Genomic DNA, 20,672 nt, shown 5'->3' on the forward strand with positions numbered 1-20,672 from the left:
TACAGCATTGCCGGTTGGCTCACTGCCTAGTCCTGCGGGGCCGCACCGGACTTTTCCGCCACCCAGCGGGCTGCATCTGCCAGATGCCCGTACTGCCACTGGAACCCGGCAGCTGCCAGGACGGCCGGTTCCATCCGCTGGCTGTGCAGCAGGAGTTCCTCACCCAGGCCGGGCATCACGGTCCGCAGCACGGGGGCGGGGACCCGCAGCAACGCGGGCCGGTGCAGGGCCTTGGCCAGGGCCGCCACGATGGTATTCACATCTGCCTGTTCAGGGGCGGCCACGTTGACCGGCCCGGACACCGGGGAGGCCAGCAGGAACAGGAACGCGGCCGATACATCGGGAAGCGTCACCCAGGGCCAGAACTGCCTGCCGTTGCCAAATGGGCCGCCCACCCCCAGGCGCAGCAGCGGGAGCAGCTTGCCCAGCGCCCCGCCGGACTGGCTGAACACCACGCCGGTCCGCGGCGTCACCACCCGCACGCCCGCCGGGGCCATCAGCGCGGCCTGCTCCCACTCAATGCAGATTTGCGAGAGTGTCCCCTCGCCGGCCGCCGCGTCTTCCCGCAGGACGGTATTGCCCGCGTCACCGTAGTAGCCCGAACCGGACTGGCTGATGAAGGCTGCCGGTGGAGTGTCGGCCCGTGCCATAGCCTGCACCAGGGTCCTGGTGGGTCCCAGCCGGGAACTGAACAGTTCCTCCACGCGGTGCCGTGTCCACGGCCGGTCACCGATGCCGGCGCCGGAAAGATTGACCACAGCGTCCGCGCCGGACAGCACCCCGGGATCCAGGACCCCGGCCGCCGGATCCCAGCGGACTTCGCTGGCACTGGCAGGGGGCCTGCGGACCAGTGTCAACACCGAGTGGCCGGCACTGCGGAAGGCCGCGGACATGGAGGTACCGATGAGCCCGGAGGCGCCGGCCATGACGATATGCATGGTCCATCTCACCACGGCAGCACGGGTTGTGTATCTCCCGCGGGGCGGGGGAGGGGATGGCTATGATCGAACGATGACCTCTTCCAGCTACTTCCGTTTCCCGCATCTGCACGGTGATCTGGTCACTTTCGTGGCCGAGGACGACGTGTGGATCGCGCCCCTGGACGGCGGACGCGCCTGGCGTGTCTCCTCGCTCCAGCTCCCTGCCCGCAACCCGCGTTTTACCCCTGACGGCAAGCGCCTGGTGTGGACCGTAGTCCAGGGAACGGCGCCGGAGGTAGTGTCCGCACAGGTGGACGGCGGCGGGTACCGGCAGCTCACCTATTTCGGCCATAGCACCACCAAGGTCAAGGGATTCACCACTGGCGGATCCGTGGTGGTCACCAGCGCGTTCCGCCAGGCCGAAAGCCGGCACACCCACGCCTACAGCGTCCCGCTTGACGGCGGCTGGGCCCAGGAGCTCCCCTATGGACCCGTGGAGGCCGTTGCCTTCGGCCCCGAAGTTGGCGATGAACGGCCCGTGGTCCTGGCCAGTGTGCTCTCCCGCGAACCTGCATGGTGGAAGCGGTACCGGGGTGGAACCGCCGGGAAGCTGTGGATCGACCGCGACGGCAACGGCGAATTCGAACGCCTCCTGCCGGACCTTGACGGCAACCTCACCGACCCCCTCTGGGTGGACGGCCGCATCGCCTTCCTGTCCGACCATGAGGGCTACGGCAACCTGTACTCGGTCCTCCCCAGCGGAAAGGACCTGCGCAGGCACACCGACCACCAGGACTTCTATGTCCGGCACGCAGCCACCGACGGCAAGCGGGTCATCTTTGAATCGGCCGGCGAACTCTGGGTCCTCCACGACCTTGGCTCGGATGCGGTAAAGCTGGACATCAGCCTCGGGTCCGCCAGCCAGACGAGGCGCCCCGCACTGCTCGACGCCGTCAAGCACCTCGGTGCGGTGGCGCCTGATGTGGCGGGCGCCGCCAGCGCCGTCGAATCCCACGGCACCATCCACTGGCTGCGGCACAAAGACGGCCCGTCGCGCATCATCGAGGCCACCCCGGGCGTCCGCGGCCGGTTGCCCAGGCCGCTGGGAGACGGACGCATTGCCTACATCGCCGACCACGGCGGCGTGGAAGCGCTGCATATCAAGGACATCGCCGCACCCGTTCCGCACACCGCCGGAAAGCCGGGCAGCCAGGCCCCTGATGCCCCGGCCGGGGCATCACCGGTCGGGGAGGACACTGAGGCGGTCAGCCTGCCCCAGCCTGTCCCGGCGTCCGGAGCCAAAGTGCCGGCGGCAACAACGGCCCACGTGTCCACCGATGACGAGCAGCAGGCGGACGTGGCGCCCCAGGCCGACGCCCCCGGCACCGAATCCCAGGTTCCCGCGGCGGACGCGGGTGTCACCGTGCCCACGCCGTCCCGCGCCAGTTCGCTGGAGCCGAGCCCCGACGGCCGCTGGGTTGCCCTCGGGACCTCCTTTGGTGATGTCTTCGTGGTGGACACCCGCACCGGAGACCTCACCCAGGTAGCCAGCATCGGGGAGGGCAGCATCGCCGAGCTTGGGTGGTCGGCGGATTCCCGCTGGCTGGTCTGGTCCGAGCCCGTCACCTCCTTCGGTTCGCGCAGCCGGCTGCGCCTGGCTACCGTGGACCGGCTCGACGCGGAACCAGTGGAGGTTACCGACGGCCGCTTCCGCGACGCCTCCCCGGCCTTCACCCCGGACGGGAAATTCCTTGCCTTCCTGTCAAACCGCAGCTTCGACCCCGTGTACGACGGGCACTCGTTCGACCTGTCCTTCCCCAGTCCCATCAAGCCGTACCTGGTGGCGCTTGCGGCCGGGACGCCGTCGCCCTTTGGCCCTTCAATTGATCCCGCGGGCGGGGAGCCTGACGCCGGAACGGAGCCAGAAGCCGCTGACGGTGCCGGGGACGGCGCGGTGCCCGCCGTCACTGTCGATCCGGAGGGCCTTGCCCACCGCGTGATCGGCGTTCCCGTGCCGCAGGGCAACTACAGCGCGTTGAAGGCCGTTGACGGCGCGCTCCTCTGGCTCGACTCCGTCCTGGCGGGCGTGACCGGCGACGGGAAGGCCAGCCAGGAGGACAAGGACGCCCGTCCCAGCCTGGTCCGGTATGACATCGCCCGGCGCAAGCAGGCCACCCTGGTGGATGCCGTGGACAGCTACCGGCTCTCGGGTGACCGCAGCAAAGTGGTGGTCGTCGCCGACAAGCAGGTGACCGTTGCTCCGTCCGACGCGAAGGCGGACGAGGAATCCGGCAAGCTGGTCAAGGTGGACCTGGGCCGGATCCGCGTCCTGCTGGACCCGCTGAGCGTCTGGGGACAGGCATTCGACGAGGCCTGGCGCCTGCAGCGCGACTTCTTCTGGGCCGAGGACATGGCCGGGCAGGACTGGGAGTCCATCCACGCCCGGTACCGTCCCCTGGTGGAACGGCTGGGCTCCCATGATGACCTCGTGGACCTCCTGTGGGAACTGCACGGCGAACTGGGAACTTCCCACGCCTACGTGCGCCCCGCGGCCGTCACCGAACGCGGCAGCCGCGGACAGGGCAGGCTCGGCGCCGATCTCGTGCACACCGCCCGCGGCTGGGAGATCACCCGCATCCTGGCGGGCGAGTCCTCTGACCCGCTCGCGACGTCGCCCCTGACCAGGCCGGGGGTCGGCGCCAAGGCGGGGGACGTCCTGCTGGCCGTCGACGGCGTCCCGTTGTCTGAAAACACCACCCCTGCCATGCAGTTGGTGGGGGCCGCCGGCCGCGCCGTGGAGCTCACCCTCCTCAACGGCCCCGGACACGGCGGCGCTGAGGGCAGCCAGCGGAGGGTCGCCGTCGTGCCGGTCAAGGATGAGGAACGCCTGCGGTACCAGGAATGGGTGGCGGCCAACCGGCGGACGGTCCGCGAGGCTTCCAGCGGAACCTTCGGTTACCTGCACATCCCGGACATGATGGCCAACGGCTGGGCCCAGCTCCACCGCGACCTGGATACCGAAACGGCATTCGATGGCCTGATCGTCGACGTGCGCCGCAACCGCGGTGGGCACACCTCCCAGCTTGTTGCCGAGCTCATTGGCCGCAAGGTCACGGGATGGAGCATGCCACGCGGCGAGAAGCCGCGCACCTACCCCCACCATGCGCCGCGCGGGCCCGTGATCATCCTTGCGGACGAGTTCGCCGGGTCCGATGGCGACATCATCACCCAGGTGTCAAAGCTCCGCGGCATCGGCCCGGTCATCGGAACGCGCACCTGGGGCGGTGTGGTCGGCATCGACAACCGGTTCACCCTGGCGGACGGCACCGGCGTCACCCAGCCCCGCTATGCCAACTGGTTCGGCGGCGGCGTGGGCTGGAGCGTGGAGAACTACGGCGTTGACCCGGACATCGAGGTGACCTACCCGCCGCACGCGTACGCCGCCGGGCGCGACCCTCAGCTGGAGTACGGCATCGGGGCGCTGAAGGAGATGATCCAGGAACTTCCCACGGACCGCCCGCCGGCCCGTTCCGGTTACCGGAAGCTGAAGCCTGCTCCGCTGCCGGCACGCCGCCACGACGGCTAGCCCCGGCCGGCAACGCAAAGGCCCTGCCCTTCCGGAATTCCGGAAGGGCAGGGCCTTTGCGCTGTGCGGGGGTGCGGAACCTAGGACTGCAGCGTGGCGTCGAGGGTGATCTCGATTCCGGCCAGGGCCTGGGACACCGGGCAGCCCTTCTTGGCGGCCTCGGCAATGCGCTGGAAGTCTTCTTCCGAGATGCCGGGGATGCGGGCGTTGAGGGTCAGGTGGCTGCCGGTGATGCCGGTTCCGGGCTGGAAACCAACCTCCGACTTGGTGTTGACCTCTTCCGGCGTGAAGCCCGCCTGGCTGAGTTCGTGGCTGAACGCCATGGAGAAGCAGGCCGAGTGGGCGGCTGCGATCAGCTCTTCCGGGCTGGTCTTTCCGCCGGCAGCCTCCGTGCGCGCCTTCCAGGTGACATCGAAGGTGCCCAGGCCGGAGCTGTCCAGGGTGGTGTTGCCCGAGCCCTCGGTCAGGCTTCCGGTCCATACGGTGTGGGCGTTGCGTGTTGTAGCCATGTCTCTCCTCAACGTCGATTCGGTCCGGGTCCGGCGGCATGGCCGGGCCCACCGTTTCCCATCCTAGGGATCCAGCCCCTGCCGCGCACGGATTGTCCGCTCTCAGAGGATTATGACCGGCTCCCGGCTTGGGTTTACTGCCAGATGGTGGCGATGGCGATGTTGACCAGGGCCAGGCCGCCTACACCGTGGGCGAGGCCGGTGGAGACGGGTTCACCCTTCTTGACCTTGCGGGTGCCGATAATGGCCAGGACGGCAACCACGATGGCGATGACGAACTTGATGCCCAGCTTGGCGTAGTTGGGGTCCTTGTCCGGCAGGAACGGAAGGATGCCCATCATGGCGATGCCGGTAAGAAGCTGCAGGAAGGCACCGTCACGCTGGCGCGGGTGCACGGTAGGGGTCCGCATCGTGGCGATCCAATAGCCGACGATCATGGCCGCGCCCACTACGTGCAGGAAAACCAGGATGTTAAAGAGGATAGTCATGGCTCCAGCTTAGCCAGTCACTTCTACCGCCTGTAGCAAAGCCACGCTGGCCACCCGTGCCCGGAGCCCGTTAAACAACGACGGCGGCGCGCGCCGCCGGTGGTTATCCCACCGATGGCACCCGCCGCCGTCGTTCGTGGCTGGCTGTTACAGCCCCAGGTCCGCTTCGAAGGCGCCTTCTTCGAGGCGTGCCTTCAGGGTCTGGAGGAACCGGCCCGCGTCCGCGCCGTCCACCAGGCGGTGGTCGTACGTCAGGGACAGGTACATCATGGAGCGGATGGCGATGGAGTCGTCACCGTTTTCGTCGGCAACCACAACGGCACGCTTGACGATCGCGCCGGTGCCCAGGATGCCAACCTGCGGCTGGTTGATGATCGGGGTATCGAACAGTGCGCCGACAGAACCGATGTTGGTGATGCTGAACGTGCCGCCGGACAGTTCATCCGGACCGATCTTGCCATCGCGGGTGCGGGAGGCAACGTCGGCAATCTTGCCAGCCAGGCCGGCGAGGTTCAGGTTGCCGGCGTCGGCGATGACCGGAACCAGCAGGCCCTTGTCGGTGTCGACGGCGATCGCCAGGTGCTCGGCGTTGTGGTAGGTGATTTCCTGCTTGTCCTCGTCGTACGCAGCGTTGAGCTTGGGGTGCTGCTTGAGGGCCTCGGCCACTGCCTTGGCGATGAACGGCAGGAAGGTCAGCTTGACGCCGTTCTGGGCCTGGAACGAGTTCTTGGCGCGGGCGCGCAGCTTGGCGACCTTGGTCATGTCCACTTCGTGCACCTGGGTGAGCTGGGTGGAGACCTCGAGGGACTCGCGCATGCGGCGGGCAATGACCTGGCGGATGCGGGGAGCCTTCTGGGTGGTTCCGCGCAGCGACGAGGCTGCTGCACCCGACGCGGCCGGGGCGGAAGCAGCAGGGGCTGCGGCCGGAGCCGCTGCCGGGGCAGCCTTGGCTTCAGCGGCGGCCATGACATCCTGCTTGCGGATGCGGCCGCCAACACCGGTGCCGGACAGTGAGGAGATGTCCACGCCGTGCTGGTTGGCCAGCTTGCGGACCAGGGGAGTGACGTAGCCGGATTCCGAGCCTGCGGCCGGGGCGGCTTCCTGGGCCGCCGGGGCAGCCTGTGGGGCGGGCGCCGGAGCTGCGGCAGGTGCCGGTGCTGCCGCCGGAGCGGGAGCTTCCTGCTTCGGTGCTTCCTGCTTGGGGGCTTCCTGCTTCGGAGCTTCCTGCTGGGGAGCTGCGGGTGCAGCCTGCGGAGCAGCGGCAGCGGGGGCGCCCGAGCCGATAACGGCCAGCACGGAACCGACCTCGGCGGTCTCGTCCTCGTTGACCCGGATTTCCTGCAGCGTGCCGGCAACCGGGGAGGGGATCTCGGTGTCCACCTTGTCGGTGGAGACCTCGAGCAGGGGCTCGTCGACCTCGACGGAGTCGCCCACGGCCTTGAGCCAGCGGGTGACGGTGCCTTCGGTAACGCTCTCGCCCAGGGCGGGAAGCGTTACTTCGTGGCTTTCGCCGCCGGCAGCCGGAGCTTCCTGGGCGGGCGCTTCCTGCGCGGGTGCTGCTTCAGCGGGTGCTTCCTGTGCAGGTGCCTCCTGGGCCGGAGCCTCCTGCGCCGGAGCGGCAGCGGGAGCTTCTTCGGCCGGGGCGGAACCGCCGCCGGAGCCGTCGCCGATGCGCACCAGCGGTGCGCCAACCTCGGCGGTCTCGTCTTCAGCGACCAGGATTTCTTCAATCACGCCAGCTACGGGAGAGGGGATTTCAGTGTCTACTTTGTCGGTGGAGACTTCGAGCAGCGGCTCGTCCACCTCTACCCGGTCACCTACCTGCTTGAGCCAGCGGGTGACGGTTCCTTCGGTGACACTCTCACCGAGGGCGGGCAAGTTAACGGATTCAGACATGTCGTCCCCGTTCTCCTTATTGATCTTTAGTGCGAATGATTGCTGCCTTGTTGGAAGCCTAGTGCACCCGGTCTGCGCGACCGGGTGCACCGGGCCTGGTAATGCTGGGGGGAACTAGCCGTGCAGCGGCTTGCCGGCCAGCGCCAGGTGGGCTTCGCCGAGGGCTTCGTTCTGGGTGGGGTGGGCGTGCAGCAGCTGCGCAACGTCCTCCGGGTAGGCTTCCCAGTTCACGATCAGCTGGGCTTCGCCCACCTGCTCGCCCATGCGGGCACCGATCATGTGGACGCCCACCACGGGGCCGTCCTTCTGGCGGACCAGCTTGACCAAGCCGGAGGTGCCAAGGATGGAGCTCTTGCCGTTGCCGGCCAGGTTGTATTCCTGGGTCTGCACCTGGTCTTCGCCGAACTTCTCCTTGGCAGCCTTCTCGGTGTAGCCAACGGTGGCGATCTCGGGTTCGGAGTAGGTGACCTTGGGGATGTTGATGTCCTCGACCACAACAGGCTTCAGGCCGGCGATTTCCTCGGCCACGAAGATGCCCTGCTGGTAGCCGCGGTGGGCCAGCTGCACGCCGGGGACGATGTCGCCGACGGCGTAGATGTTGCCGACGCCGGTGTGGAGGCGCTCGTTGGTGATGACGAAGCCGCGGTCGATGGTGACGCCGGCTTCCTCGTAGCCCAGGTTGGCGGTGACGGGGCCACGGCCCACGGCGACCAGCAGCAGGTCTGCTTCGAACGTCTTGCCGTCCACCAGGGTGACCTTGACGCCGTCGTCATTCTGCTCGACGCCCTGGAAGAAGATGCCGGTGGAGAACTTGATGCCGCGCTTCTTGAAGGCGCGCTCGAAGTTCTTGACGATGGTGGCGTCCTCGTTGGGAACGAGGGAGGGCAGGCCTTCGACGATGGTGACGTCCACGCCGAACGACTTCCAGACCGAAGCGAATTCGACGCCGATGACGCCGCCGCCCAGGATGATGGCGCTCTTGGGGATGGAGTCCATGGTCAGCGCCTGGTCGGAGGTGATGACCTTGCCACCGATTTCGAGGCCCGGAAGGGTGCGCGAGTAGGAGCCGGTGGCCAGGACGATGTTCTTGCCCTTGTAGGCGGTGCCGTTCACCACGACGGTGTCGGTGCCCTGGAGCTTGCCTTCGCCCTCGATGACGGTGATGCCCTTGGACTTGATGAGGCCCTGCAGGCCCTTGTACTTTCCGGCGATGATGCCGTCCTTGTACGCGTTGACGGCGTTGATGTCGATGCCGTCGAGGGTGACGTTCACGCCGTACTTGGCGGAATCACGGGCGTGGTCGGCCAGCTCTGCGGAGTGCAGCAGGGCCTTGGTGGGGATGCAGCCGTTGTGGAGGCAGGTGCCGCCCAGCTTGCCCTTCTCCACGAGGCCGACGGTGAGGCCGAGCTGTACCGCACGCAGCGCTGCAGCGTATCCGCCGCTGCCGCCACCGAGTACCAGGATGTCGAATTCTTGCGCAGTTGCCTGATCGGCCACTAAAACGCTCCCTCGCGTGAACGATGACGCGTTCAGCGCGCATCATCTGGTCTTGGAACTTGCACTGCCGTGATTATGTCAGCAGGGCAACTCTCTTGCATTTGTGACTACCGTGGTTCACCTTAGCGAACCACCTATCCATGCTCCACCTTGGCACTGCGTTTGTGGAGCGCTTGTGTCCAGTGTCACGCGGCTCTGTGGCACAGGAATCACCTGGCCGCAGGGCCGCGTGGCACGGGGGTTGCAGCGGTTTCTCAGGCGGCGGCCAGGATGTCTTCCACGTAGGCCACCAGGGTCCGGACGGTGCATCCGGTGCCCTGCTTGTGCGTGTAGCCGTAAGGGCTTCCATTGTTAAAGGACGGTCCCGCGATGTCGATGTGGGCCCAGGGGATCTGTTCGCCTGCCTTGTCCTTACCCACGAACTCGCGCAGGAACACGGCTGCGGTCATCATCCCGCCGTGCCGTTCGCCGATGTTGGCCAGGTCCGCCACCTGGGAGTCCAGCGTGGGGCGCAGCTCCTCCGGCAGGGGCATGGGCCACACCGGCTCGCCCGCACGGTCCGCCGCCGACTTAAGGGCACCGGTGACACTGTCCGAGCCCATGACGCCGGCGGTGCGGTTGCCCAGTGCGATCAGCTGTGCGCCCGTCAGGGTGGCCACGTCGATGATGGCGTCGGGGAGTTCGCGGCTGGCGGCAACGATGCCGTCGGCCATGACCAGCCGGCCTTCGGCGTCGGTGTTGAGGACCTCCACGGTCTTGCCGCCGTACATGGTCAGGACGTCGGCGGGGCGTGAGGCACCGCCGCCGGGCATGTTCTCGGCAATGCAGAGCCAGGCGGTGGCCTTCACCGGCAGGCCCAGTCCCGCGAGGGCCAGGACGGTGTTAAGGACGACGGCGGCACCGGCCATGTCGCTCTTCATGTCACCCATGTTCAGGGCCGGCTTGAGCGAGATCCCGCCGGTGTCGAACGTGATGCCCTTACCGACGAGCGCGATCTTGGCGGTCGCCTTGGCTGGGGCGTACTCGACCTTGACCAGGCGGGGCTGGCGCGTGGAGCCCTTGCCCACGCCCATGATGCCGCCGAAGCCTTCCTTTTCCAGCCGCTTCTCATCCCACACGGTGACCTTGACGGGGAGGCCCTTGGCCAGGTCCTTGGCCGCCTCAGCGAATGATTCCGGGTACAAGTGGCTGGGCGGCGTGTTGACCAGGGAGCGGGTGTGGTTCACGGCCTTGGCAACCAGTCCGGCACGCTTGAGGGCGGCTTCGAGTTCTGCGGTGCCGGCAAGTTCGGTGAAGATCATCACGTTGCGGACCGGATCCTTGAGCCCGTCCGTTGAGGACCGGAACTCGGTAAAGGAGTAGGCGCCCAGCGCGGCACCCTCGGCGACCGCCGCCACGTCCGCCACTGCCGCCGTCGGGAACGCCAGGGTGACCGTGGCCAGGCCGGCCAGCTGCCGTACGGCCGACCCCGCTGCCCTGCGGAGTGCCTCACCTGTGATTGCTCCCGCGGCGGGGACCTTTCCGACGCCGGCCAGGACCAGGATGCCGGCACCGGTCTCGGGCAGGCCCGGCAGGCGGACCAGCTGGTCTGCAGCGCCGCTCACCCCGAGTGCCTTGAGTGAGTCCGCGAGTGCTTCTGCGGACTTTGCCGTCAGCGGGTTCTCCAGCAGGACGGGGCCATCGGTTCCCTGCCCCACCCCGATGACCACTGCGTCGCTGGGGCTCTTCTTCAGGTCCCGCGAGACGGTACTAAGGTTGACTTCAGTATTCTTGACCACAGGGATGAGTCCTCAATTCTCGAAACGTTCGGGCAGGGATGCATGTTGGGCGCGCTGCCATGATGGCCCGGATCCGGCCGTTCCGGACGGTCACCGGGTGGGTTCAGGCCCGGCTGGCAGGCCAGTTCCGATCGTAGCCCTTCACCGGCGCAGCAGGGGAATTTCCTGAGAGGTGCGCCACACCGGCCCGTGGAATGCCGGGTGCCCGTACAGCGTTATGAATGATGTCCACCCGCACCCTGAAAGGAACATGCCGTGCTTGAACGGATTTCCGGCTCCCTGCTGGACCCCGACGTGCTTTATGCCAGCAACATCGAGCTGTTCCACAGCCCCGAACTGCAGGGGTTGAACCTGGTCATGGGTTTCACCGGGTTTGCCGACGCCGGCCACGTGGTGAAGCAGATCAACGCGGAACTGCTGGATTCCCTTGATACCCAGCCGGTCGCGGTCTTCGACGCGGACCAGTTGATTGACTACCGCTCCCGGCGGCCGCACCTGAGCTTCGTCGAGGACCACATCGAGGACTACCAGGAGCCCCGGCTGGCCCTCTACCGCCTGGTGGACGGGCTGGGGAAGCCGTTCCTCCTCCTGGCCGGCTTCGAACCGGACCTGCAGTGGGAACGGTTTGCCCGTGCCGTCGTTAACATCGTGGAGAAGCTGGACGTCAACCTGGTCACCTGGATCCACTCCATTCCGATGCCCGTGCCGCACACCCGCCCCGTGGGCGTGACCGTGCACGGAAACCGGCCCGAGCTGATCGAGGGCATCTCGGTATGGAAGCCCACCGTGGAAGTTCCCGCGGCCGTCGGCCATATCCTGGAGCTGCGCCTCGTCGAGGCCGGACGCAACGTAGCCGGGTACGTCATCCACGTCCCGCACTACCTTGCCGAAGCTGAATACCCCACCGCCGCCGTCGCCGGCCTGGAATACCTCGGCGCCGCCACGTCCCTCATGCTGCCCACCGACCGGCTCCGGGAATCGGGCCGCGAGGTCAGCCGCCAAATCGCCGAGCAGATCGAGGCCTCCGAAGAGGTCCAGCAGGTGGTCTCCCGCCTCGAAACCCGCTATGACGAGAAGGCAGACGGCATGGTGCGGCGGTCGCTGCTGGCCAATGAAAACGACGAGCTTCCCGACGCCGACGACCTCGGTGCCGCGGTGGAGGCCTACCTGGCCAGGGAGAACCCCGGGCAGTAGCGCGGCGTCACAGCATCCGGGGGTGCGCCCGCGGGACGGGCATAATAAAGGAGTGACTGCACCCCGCGCCTGGCTTATCTGGACCATTGGAATTTTCGGGTACCTGGTGGCCGTGGCGCAGCGGACCTCGTTTGGTGTGGTGGGCCTGGAGGCGACCGAGCGGTTCCACGCCACCGCCTCTGCCATCTCCTTCTTCACCGTCCTGCAGCTGCTGGTCTACGCGGGCCTCCAAATTCCCGTGGGCCTGCTGGTGGACAGGTTCGGATCGCGGGCCATGATCGCCGGCGGTGCGGTCCTGATGGGACTCGGGCAGCTGCAGCTCGCCTTTGCCGAAAGCATCCCCGGGGGAGTCCTGGGCCGCGTGCTCGTGGGCGCCGGCGACGCCATGACCTTTATCTCCGTGATCCGGCTCATTCCGTTGTGGTTCGCTCCCGCCCGTGTGCCTTTGGTCACGCAGCTGACAGGGATGTCCGGGCAGCTGGGGCAGCTGTTCAGTGTCCTGCCTTTCGCGCTGGTGCTGCACCTGTCCGGATGGACCCCGGCCTTCCTGATGCTGGCCGGAATGTCCGCTCTCGCCGTCGTACTTGTCGTCCTGATGCTGCAGGACGCGCCGCCCGGCAGCGAACGGCCGCACGCCCGGCAGGGGCTCAGGGCCACAGGGGCATCGCTTGCCCGCGCCTGGCGCCAGCCCGGCACCCGGCTGGGAATGTGGAGCCACTTCACCATCCAGTTTTCCGGCACCGTCTTCGCCATGACCTGGGGCTATCCGTTCCTGATCTCCGGGCAGGGACTGGATGCCGGAACCGTTGCCGCCCTGATGGCGCTCTACGTCGCTGCCGCCATGGCCGTCGGCCCCTTCATTGGACGCTTCGTGTCGCGGCACCCGTTGCGCCGTTCCACCATGGTGCTGCTGATAGCGGGGGGAACAGCCGCCGCGTGGGCGGCCGTGCTGCTGCTGCCCGGCCGTGCCCCGCTGTGGCTGCTGGCCGGCCTGGTGGTGGTGCTCGCCATCGGCGGCCCGGGCTCCATGATCGGCTTCGACTTCGCCCGGACCTTTAATCCCGCGCACCGGATCGGCACTGCCACCGGGATCGTCAACGTCGGCGGCTTCATCGCGGCCCTGGTGTCGATCTTCCTGATCGGCCTGGTGCTCGACGTCCTCTACGCTTCCGGGTTCTCCCAGGGGGTGCTGTACGGCCTGGACCCCTTCCGGCTGGCGTTGAGCGTCCAGTTCCTGGTCCTGGCCTTCGGCGCCGCCGCCATCATCGCCTCACGGCGGAAGGTGCGCCGGCAGATGGCGGCGCAGGGGATCGTGGTGCCGCCGCTGCGCAGCGCGCTGGCCCGGCAACGCCGTGAAAGCCTGGCGCGCCGCCGCCAGACAACGCCCCGCGACGACTGACTGCTCCTGCACAGGCCGTGTTTGATGCGGTCTTGACCACCCCGGGTCCCCGGGCGGCCGCACTTGTCCACTTACAGCGGGAACTCCCTTACCGGGCGCCGCGTCCGGGCAAAAGCTGGAGCCATGACAGCTTCAGAACGACTCACAGTCCGCGGACCCGAAGATATTCTCGGTTTCATTCCACATTCCCTGGGGTACTGGCCTGCCTCCAGCCTGGTGGCCATCACGCTGCACGGCACCAGGCTCGGCGCCACGCTGCGGCTCGACCTCCCGGGGCCGGACGTCCAGGCAGACCCCGCCGGTTTTGCCGGCGCCGTCCGGAGTTACCTGGCGTCCGACCAGGAAGCTGACGGCTCGTTGCTTGCCGTCTTCACCAGCGACGCGATGATGGCTCCGCCGTCCGCCTACCACCGCCTTGTCCTGGTGGTGCAGTCAGTCCTGGCTAGGGCCGGGATGCCCGTCCGGGATGCCTGGTTCGTGGGGGAGAACTACTGGCGCGACGCACTGTGCAGCGATCCTTCGTGCTGCCCGCTTCCGGGGCGCCCGGTGCAGCAGATCCGGGACAGCACGCTGAACACCGAAATGGTGTACAGGGGCAGCAGCGTCGGCCCGGCTCCGGCAGCAGGCGGCGGCCCGGCAGCTTCCGTCCCCGCCATCCACCTGGCAGCTGTCAACGAGGCTCAGGCGGGCTGGGAAGCACAGCTTGGCAGGCGCTCCGGGAGCAGGCAGCAGTTCAATGCCGTGCTCGATTTCTGGGAGATGCTGCTCGAGCGGTCCGGGTCCGGGCCGTGGATCCCGGACGTCGAGCGGGACGCCTTCCTCAGGGCCACCCTGCTCTGCCCCACCTGGCGCGACGCCGTGCTGGTGATGGCGGCCGCCGGCAGGAATGCTGCGGCGGCCGGAGTCGGCCAGTTTGCTGTCTTCAAGGACCCGGCCGCCGACGGCAACGACGCTTGCGTGGTGCCGCTGCCGCTGTTGCCGCCGGCGTCAGCTGCGCGCCGATCTCAGGGGCGGGGCCGGGCAGGGGCCGCCGCGGGGCCCAAGGCGGTCCGTCCACGGGCGCCGCGTCCAGTGCGGGAGACCGGAACGGGCGCCGGATCCGTTCCCGCAGGCTACGGCGAGGTCCTCGTGGGCATGGCACCCGAGGTTCCCGATTGGGAGGCCCTGGAAACATTGGACCGGGTTCTTGCCCAGTTGGCTGCTTTGGGCGGCCCTGCGGCCGCGGCAGCCCTGACGCTCCAGGGCTGGGTCTCGTGGTGCCGGGGCCGCGGATCGTACTCGGCTGCCTACCTGGGGCGGGCCCTTGAGCTTGAGCCGGGATACCGGCTGGCGGAACTTCTGCTGGACCTTGTGGGCAGGGGAACCCTTTGCGGCTGGGCTGCGCGGAAAGACGCGGCCTGGCAGAAGTTCCCGGAGATCCCGGCCGGGGAGTGATCGGAGTCGGGGACCGGCCGGCGCGGAGGTATCCGCCCATGATAGGGGTGCGCTGCCGCCCGGTGCGGCGGAATCCGTTCAGGGTAGGGGTGCGGTGCCGACCGGCGCGGTGGCACTGTAAAGGTCACTGTCAGCGGCACCGTGGAGGGGCAGCAGTAACGGATAGCGGCAGGAGAGGCCGGATCCGGGCAAATCATGAGACAATGGATGCCGAGACCCGGTTGGGTCCGTGTATCGAGTGCTTGTAAGCGTCCCCGCAAGGGAACATTACAGCCGCTCCGGGAGTTGTCTTAAGTGACTCTGCCGGCCGTGGTGGTGCTTGGTTTTCATCACGGACTTGACAGGGTCATAGTGGTGTTGCCCGTATGGTGATTCCACAGACCACCGCTAGAAAGGTTTTCTGTGACCCCGTCTTCCACGAAGAAGGATTCCGCCGCCCAGGATGTCTTGTCCCCTGAGGAGAAGCAGGCCGCGACCAATGCCAAGCGGGCAGCCACACGGGCTGCCAACAAGGCTTCGGCAGGCGAGGCTGCAGCGGACGGCAAGCGCGAGCCCAAGAAGCGAGGGCCCAAGCCCGGCGCCAAGGCTGCGGCAGCGGCCGCAGGAAAGTCCGCCGATGACGCGGACGAGGTTGAGGACGCTGAGGAAGACCTCGACGTCCTCGAAGGCCCGGACGCAGTAGAGGATGCCGATACCGATGCCGATCCCGTCAAGGGTGCAGCCGGCAGCGGCAAGGGCTTTGTCTACTCCGACGCGGACGACGACGACGCCCCGGTGCAGCAGGTCATGTCCGCCGGTGCCACCGCGGACCCCGTCAAGGACTACCTGAAGCAGATCGGCAAGGTGGCACTGCTCAACGCGGAGCAGGAAGTGGACCTTGCGCTGCGGATCGAAGCCGGGCTGTTCGCCGAGGAGAAGATCGCCGCGGACGACGGATCCATGGATCCGAAGTACAAGCGCGAACTCGAATTCATCATCCACGACGGCAAGCGCGCCAAGAACCACCTGCTCGAGGCCAACCTGCGCCTCGTGGTCTCGCTCGCCAAGCGCTACACCGGCCGCGGCATGCTCTTCCTGGACCTGATCCAGGAAGGCAACCTTGGCCTTATCCGCGCTGTTGAGAAGTTCGACTACACCAAGGGCTTCAAGTTCTCCACCTACGCCACCTGGTGGATCCGCCAGGCCATCACCCGTGCCATGGCGGACCAGGCCCGCACCATCCGTATTCCGGTGCACATGGTTGAAGTCATCAACAAGCTGGCGCGCGTCCAGCGCCAGATGCTGCAGGACCTGGGCCGCGAACCCACGCCCGAAGAACTGGCACTGGAACTGGACATGACCCCTGAAAAGGTTGTCGAAGTCCAGAAGTATGGCCGTGAACCGATTTCGCTGCACACCCCGCTGGGCGAGGACGGCGACTCCGAGTTCGGCGACCTCATCGAGGACTCCGAGGCCGTTGTTCCCGCTGATGCCGTGAGCTTCACCCTCCTGCAGGAGCAGCTGCACTCGGTACTGGACACCCTCTCCGAGCGCGAGGCCGGCGTGGTTGCCATGCGCTTCGGCCTGACCGACGGGCAGCCGAAGACTTTAGACGAAATCGGAAAGGTCTACGGCGTGACCCGCGAGCGGATCCGCCAGATCGAATCGAAGACCATGTCGAAGCTCCGGCACCCCTCCAGGTCGCAGGTGCTGCGGGACTACCTGGACTAAGACCCCGCACTGGACAGGCAAAGGCCGTCCGGGATCCACTGAAAAGTGGGTCCCCGGACGGCCTCTGTTGTTTGCGCTCTGTTGCCTCCGGGTTCGCAGGCGCCCTGTTCTGTGCCGGCCGGGCCAGTCCGGCCTAGCGTCCTTAAACGCCTGCGGGACCCTTCCGAATGGAAGAGTCCCGCAGGGTTCGTTGTTACCGATGCCTCATCTAGTCGATTTCCACGGCAGCTTTCTCGTGAAGCTTTCCCGTCTCATCGTGCCAGTCGGAGCTCAACGGCTTGAGCGTCGCTTCGACTGCACGGGCGTGGTGGCCGCAGAACAACAGCTCACCGCCGGAGGACTCGAGTACAACCCGGACATATGCCTGGGCTCCGCAACGATCGCACCGGTCCAGTGCGTTGAGCGTGCGGTCTGCCACTGCTGTTGTCATATCGGCCTCCTTAGTAGATCAGTACATCTATATAACCAGCATTCGTATCCAATCCATCGCAAGGATGGGGCAAGTTCGCTGTGCGCGTATCCGCAAGGTTCGGTCAAGAACTGCCCAGTTCCGCCCGTCACCACGGTCCGTGGCGCGCCGCACACCGCGCGGCGGTGTGGCAGGCGGGTCTGTGCGCTGCGGCGGTCTACCCTAGAAGGTGCGGTCCCAGCGCCGCTTCGACGTCCCTGAAGGAGTTCATCACCAGTGGCACCCAGCTCTGAGTACACCGCCCGGCACCTTTCCGTCCTGGAGGGCCTCGAAGCCGTCCGCAAACGCCCGGGCATGTACATCGGCTCCACCGACTCGCGCGGCCTCATGCACTGCCTCTGGGAAATCATCGACAATTCCGTGGACGAGGCCCTGGCCGGGTTCGGCCACGACATCCGCATCATCCTGCACGCGGACAACTCCGTGGAAATCCACGACGACGGCCGCGGCATCCCCATCGACAAGGAGCCCAAGACGGGACTCACCGGCGTCGAAGTGGTGTTCACCAAGCTGCACGCCGGCGGCAAGTTCGGCGGCGGTTCCTACACCGCCTCCGGCGGCCTGCACGGTGTGGGCGCGTCGGTGGTCAACGCCCTGTCCTCGCGGCTGGACGTCGAGGTGGACCGGGGCGGCAAGACGTACAGGATGTCCTTCCGCCGTGGTGAGCCCGGCCGCTTCAAGGACACCGGGTCCCGCCTGGACCCGGCAGCTACCTTCACGCCGTTCGTCAATGACTCCGTGCTGGACGTGGTGGGCAAGGCCAAGCGCGGCGTCACCGGGACCCGGATCCGCTACTGGGCGGACCGCCAGATCTTCACCCCCGACGCCAAGTTCTCCTACGAGGACCTCGTGGCCCGCGCACGCCAGACCTCATTCCTGGTGCCCGGCCTCAAGCTGACCGTCCGGGACGAGCGCAGGGTCCCCGGCACCCCGGGGGAGTCCGGGCCCTTCGAAGAGGTTTTCCACCACGATGGCGGCATCTCCGAGTTCGTCGAGTTCCTTGCTGCCGATCCGGCCGTCACGGACGTCTGGCGGCTTCACGGCTCCGGCAAGTTCAAGGAGACGGTCCCGGTCCTTGATGAGCGCGGCCACAGCCAGCTGGCCGAGGTGGAGCGCGACTGCGAGGTGGATGTGGCCCTCCGGTGGGGGATCGGCTACGACAGTGCCGTGCGGAGCTTCGTGAATATCATCGCCACCCCGAAGGGCGGCACCCACCAGTCGGGGTTTGAGCAGGCCCTGATCAAGACCTTCCGGAAAGCCGTGGAGGCCAATGCCCGCAAGCTCAAGGCGGGCAACGACAAGATCGAAAAAGACGACATCTTCGCCGGCCTGACGGCCGTGCTGACCGTCCGGCTCGCCGAACCGCAGTTCGAAGGCCAGACCAAGGAAATCCTGGGCACCAGCGCCGTCCGCGCCATCGTGGCCAAGGTGGTGGAGCGCGAAATCTCGGCCAAGCTGTCTTCCAGCAACCGGAACGACAAAGCCCAGTCGGCACTGCTGCTGGAGAAGATCGTCAACGAGATGAAGTCCCGCATCTCGGCCCGCGTGCATAAGGAGACCCAACGGCGCAAGAACGCCCTGGAAACCTCCTCCATGCCCACCAAGCTTGCCGACTGCCGGACGGACGACGTCGGGCGTTCCGAACTGTTCATCGTGGAAGGTGACTCCGCGCTGGGTACGGCCAAGCTGGCCCGTTCCTCCGACTTCCAGGCCCTGCTGCCCATCCGCGGCAAGATCCTGAACGTCCAGAAGGCCTCGGTGGGGGATATGCTCTCCAACGCCGAGTGCGCGGCCCTGATCCAGGTGGTCGGGGCAGGTTCCGGCCGCAGCTTCGATATCAGCGCCGCCCGCTACGGCAAGGTGATCTTGATGACCGACGCCGACGTCGACGGTGCCCACATCCGGACCCTGCTCCTGACCTTGTTCTTCCGCTATATGCGGCCCATGATCCTTGAAGGCAGGGTGTTCGCTGCAGTGCCGCCGCTGCACCGGGTGGAGGTCATCAACGCCGGCCAGAAGGCCAACGAGATGATCTATACCTACTCCGAGGCCGAGCTCCACGTGCTGCTGGCCCGCCTGGCGAAGGAGGGCAAGCGGTACAAGGAGCCGATCCAGCGGTACAAGGGCCTGGGGGAGATGGACGCCGAGCAGTTGGCCGAGACCACCATGGACCCGCGGCACCGCACCCTCCGCAAAGTGGGGATCGAGAATGCGCAGCAGGCCGAGGAGATTTTCGACCTGCTGATGGGCTCGGATGTGTCACCGCGCAAGGACTTCATCATTGCCGGCGCCTCCAGCCTGGACCGGGAGCGCATCGACGCCTGACAACCACCTGGTGCGACAGGCTCAACCACCGGGTGCACAACCCCCGGGAGGCAGTGCGCGCCGGCGGCGCGTCAGCCGAGCAGTCCGGGAACCACCAGCAGGGCGGTGGGCAGCGCCAGCAGCAGGATGCAGCCGGCCAGCACGGCGCTGCGGACAGCGGCAGGAAGCTGGCGCTGCGGCGTCAGGAGCCGGCTGACCCGGGAAGCTGCCGTCCGGACAGCGTCCGAGCCAGGTCCGCCCGACGCCGCCTCCAGGCCCGAAAGGGCAAGCGTAGGGGACGACGGCCGGATGTCGCCGCTGCCGGCGTTGCCCGCCGAGCCGCTGGCCACAATGGCGATGGCCTTGATGAGCGTCGCTTTGCTTTCTGTCCGAAGGGCGACGTCGTCGGCCAGCATCTCGATCAGCGAATTCACCGACTCCTGCGCAAGCCGGGTGGTGGGCAGCCAGGGGAGGGCCTGCCGCCAGGCCGCGAAGGCCCACAGGAGCAGGTGGTGCCGCTGGCTCAGGTGGGCGTTCTCATGGATCAGGACGGCACGGAGCTCAGCCGGTTCAAGGGCAGCCATCAGCCCATCCGACAGGACGGTGACCGAGCGGGCGCCCCCCGGAAGGCAATAGGCAACAGGGGAATCATGGCTGATGACCAGCGTTCCGGCGTCCTGGCCGGACGGTGAGGCAAGGATGGCGAGCAGTTCGCGGTGCCGGCGCCGCTGCCGCTGGATTTTGTAGTACGTCAGCAGCAGGGTGAAGACCAGGTGGGCCGTGAGCAGGGCCGCCGCGGACAGGGCGAAGATATGCCAGAACCCCAGCGCCGTGGTGGGGGCATTAAAGAGCACCATGCCGGCAAGGGCGCGCAGCCCCGCGATGAGGTTATCTCCGACAGGTTCCAGGCCGTAGACCAGCATGGCGCCGATCATGGAGAGGCCACCTGCGAGTGCGATCGCCTGCCACAACAGCATGGCCGTGAAGGGCGACCTGGCCGGCCACTGGGCCCGTGAAAGGAGGATCGGCACCGGCCACGCCAGGATTATCGCAAGGACCGCCAGCAGGTATGAGGCCCAGAACATGGTGTGTTAAAGGTGGCCCAGCAGTTTGCGCAGCGTTTCGGCTTCACCTTCGGAGACGGACCCGATGAAGCGGGCCAGCACGGCCTCGCGGTCCGGGGCAGACCCGAGGACCTCATGCATGAGTTCGGCGGTGTGGTCTGCACGGCTGGACACTGCCTGGTAGCGGTGCGGGCGGGTTCCGCGTTCGCGCTCAACCAGGCCCTTCTTCTCCAGGCGGGAAAGTACGGTAAGCACAGTGGTGACAGCCAGTTCCTTGCCTTCATGGCCGGGGCCGCCCTGCGCCGCCGACGTGCGCGCCAACTGATCCCTCAGGGTATTGGCCGTAGCCGCTTCCTGGCCCGCCCAGAGCAGGTCCATCACTGCCCGTTCCAGTTCACCAAGACTAGCCATGTCACTTTTCCTT

General features: G+C 67.2%; 15 protein-coding genes. 6 read left to right on the forward strand and 9 right to left on the reverse strand.

Annotated elements, in window-relative coordinates; translation table 11 throughout:
- Positions 1–26: 26 nt before the first annotated feature.
- Entirely contained in the window at positions 27–938 is a 912-nt protein-coding gene (locus ACZ9J7_RS15265; RefSeq protein WP_476210567.1) for a TIGR01777 family oxidoreductase, read from the reverse strand.
- Positions 939–1,011: 73 nt separating this feature from the next.
- Here ACZ9J7_RS15265 and ACZ9J7_RS15270 point away from each other — a divergent pair, with 73 nt between their 5' ends.
- A complete protein-coding gene (locus tag ACZ9J7_RS15270) occupies positions 1,012–4,506 on the forward strand; it encodes a S41 family peptidase (protein ID WP_476210568.1) in 3,495 nt (1,164 codons plus the stop codon).
- 80 nt (positions 4,507–4,586) lie between these two features.
- Here the strand turns inward: ACZ9J7_RS15270 and ACZ9J7_RS15275 are convergent, their stop codons facing one another.
- The 5 genes from ACZ9J7_RS15275 to ACZ9J7_RS15295 all read right to left on the reverse strand — a co-directional run bounded on the left by ACZ9J7_RS15275 (position 4,587) and on the right by ACZ9J7_RS15295 (position 10,674).
- Complete coding sequence (locus ACZ9J7_RS15275) at positions 4,587–5,015, reverse strand: OsmC family protein (protein ID WP_175319382.1); 429 nt, start codon at positions 5,013–5,015, stop codon at positions 4,587–4,589.
- Positions 5,016–5,149: 134 nt separating this feature from the next.
- Complete coding sequence (locus ACZ9J7_RS15280; protein WP_141160817.1) at positions 5,150–5,503, reverse strand: hypothetical protein; 354 nt, start codon at positions 5,501–5,503, stop codon at positions 5,150–5,152.
- A gap of 147 nt (positions 5,504–5,650) precedes the next feature.
- Positions 5,651–7,399 carry a 2-oxoglutarate dehydrogenase, E2 component, dihydrolipoamide succinyltransferase gene (sucB, locus tag ACZ9J7_RS15285; RefSeq protein ID WP_476210570.1) on the reverse strand — a complete coding sequence of 583 codons (1,749 nt, stop codon included), beginning with the start codon at positions 7,397–7,399 and terminating at the stop codon, positions 5,651–5,653.
- Positions 7,400–7,513: 114 nt separating this feature from the next.
- The gene (lpdA, locus tag ACZ9J7_RS15290) at positions 7,514–8,896 is read right to left on the reverse strand and encodes a dihydrolipoyl dehydrogenase (protein WP_476210571.1); all 1,383 of its coding nucleotides are present in this window, start codon (positions 8,894–8,896) and stop codon (positions 7,514–7,516) included.
- Between the two features lie 254 nt (positions 8,897–9,150).
- Positions 9,151–10,674, reverse strand: a complete 1,524-nt coding sequence (locus tag ACZ9J7_RS15295) for a leucyl aminopeptidase (RefSeq protein WP_476210573.1) — start codon at positions 10,672–10,674, stop codon at positions 9,151–9,153.
- 255 nt (positions 10,675–10,929) lie between these two features.
- Here ACZ9J7_RS15295 and ACZ9J7_RS15300 point away from each other — a divergent pair, with 255 nt between their 5' ends.
- The 4 genes from ACZ9J7_RS15300 to ACZ9J7_RS15315 all read left to right on the forward strand — a co-directional run bounded on the left by ACZ9J7_RS15300 (position 10,930) and on the right by ACZ9J7_RS15315 (position 16,411).
- Entirely contained in the window at positions 10,930–11,868 is a 939-nt protein-coding gene (locus ACZ9J7_RS15300) for a proteasome assembly chaperone family protein (RefSeq protein WP_476210575.1), read from the forward strand.
- A 52-nt stretch (positions 11,869–11,920) separates the two neighbouring features.
- Positions 11,921–13,267: an MFS transporter gene (locus tag ACZ9J7_RS15305; protein WP_476210576.1), complete on the forward strand. Its 1,347-nt coding sequence runs from the start codon at positions 11,921–11,923 to the stop codon at positions 13,265–13,267.
- A gap of 123 nt (positions 13,268–13,390) precedes the next feature.
- Positions 13,391–14,701 carry a DUF4192 family protein gene (locus ACZ9J7_RS15310; RefSeq protein ID WP_476210578.1) on the forward strand — a complete coding sequence of 437 codons (1,311 nt, stop codon included), beginning with the start codon at positions 13,391–13,393 and terminating at the stop codon, positions 14,699–14,701.
- Between the two features lie 402 nt (positions 14,702–15,103).
- Positions 15,104–16,411, forward strand: a complete 1,308-nt coding sequence (locus tag ACZ9J7_RS15315; RefSeq protein ID WP_476210579.1) for an RNA polymerase sigma factor — start codon at positions 15,104–15,106, stop codon at positions 16,409–16,411.
- 208 nt (positions 16,412–16,619) lie between these two features.
- Here ACZ9J7_RS15315 and ACZ9J7_RS15320 read toward each other — a convergent pair whose 3' ends face one another.
- Positions 16,620–16,841 carry a DUF7455 domain-containing protein gene (locus tag ACZ9J7_RS15320; RefSeq protein WP_013600696.1) on the reverse strand — a complete coding sequence of 74 codons (222 nt, stop codon included), beginning with the start codon at positions 16,839–16,841 and terminating at the stop codon, positions 16,620–16,622.
- A gap of 255 nt (positions 16,842–17,096) precedes the next feature.
- Here ACZ9J7_RS15320 and ACZ9J7_RS15325 point away from each other — a divergent pair, with 255 nt between their 5' ends.
- Positions 17,097–19,205 carry a DNA gyrase/topoisomerase IV subunit B gene (locus ACZ9J7_RS15325; RefSeq protein ID WP_476210584.1) on the forward strand — a complete coding sequence of 703 codons (2,109 nt, stop codon included), beginning with the start codon at positions 17,097–17,099 and terminating at the stop codon, positions 19,203–19,205.
- Positions 19,206–19,276: 71 nt separating this feature from the next.
- Here the strand turns inward: ACZ9J7_RS15325 and ACZ9J7_RS15330 are convergent, their stop codons facing one another.
- Both ACZ9J7_RS15330 and ACZ9J7_RS15335 read right to left on the reverse strand, forming a co-directional pair.
- The gene (locus ACZ9J7_RS15330; protein ID WP_476210585.1) at positions 19,277–20,269 is read right to left on the reverse strand and encodes a M56 family metallopeptidase; all 993 of its coding nucleotides are present in this window, start codon (positions 20,267–20,269) and stop codon (positions 19,277–19,279) included.
- A gap of 6 nt (positions 20,270–20,275) precedes the next feature.
- Entirely contained in the window at positions 20,276–20,659 is a 384-nt protein-coding gene (locus ACZ9J7_RS15335) for a BlaI/MecI/CopY family transcriptional regulator (RefSeq protein WP_018769682.1), read from the reverse strand.
- Positions 20,660–20,672 lie beyond the last annotated feature (13 nt).

Source organism: Pseudarthrobacter sp. TE9888 (assembly GCF_056279345.1).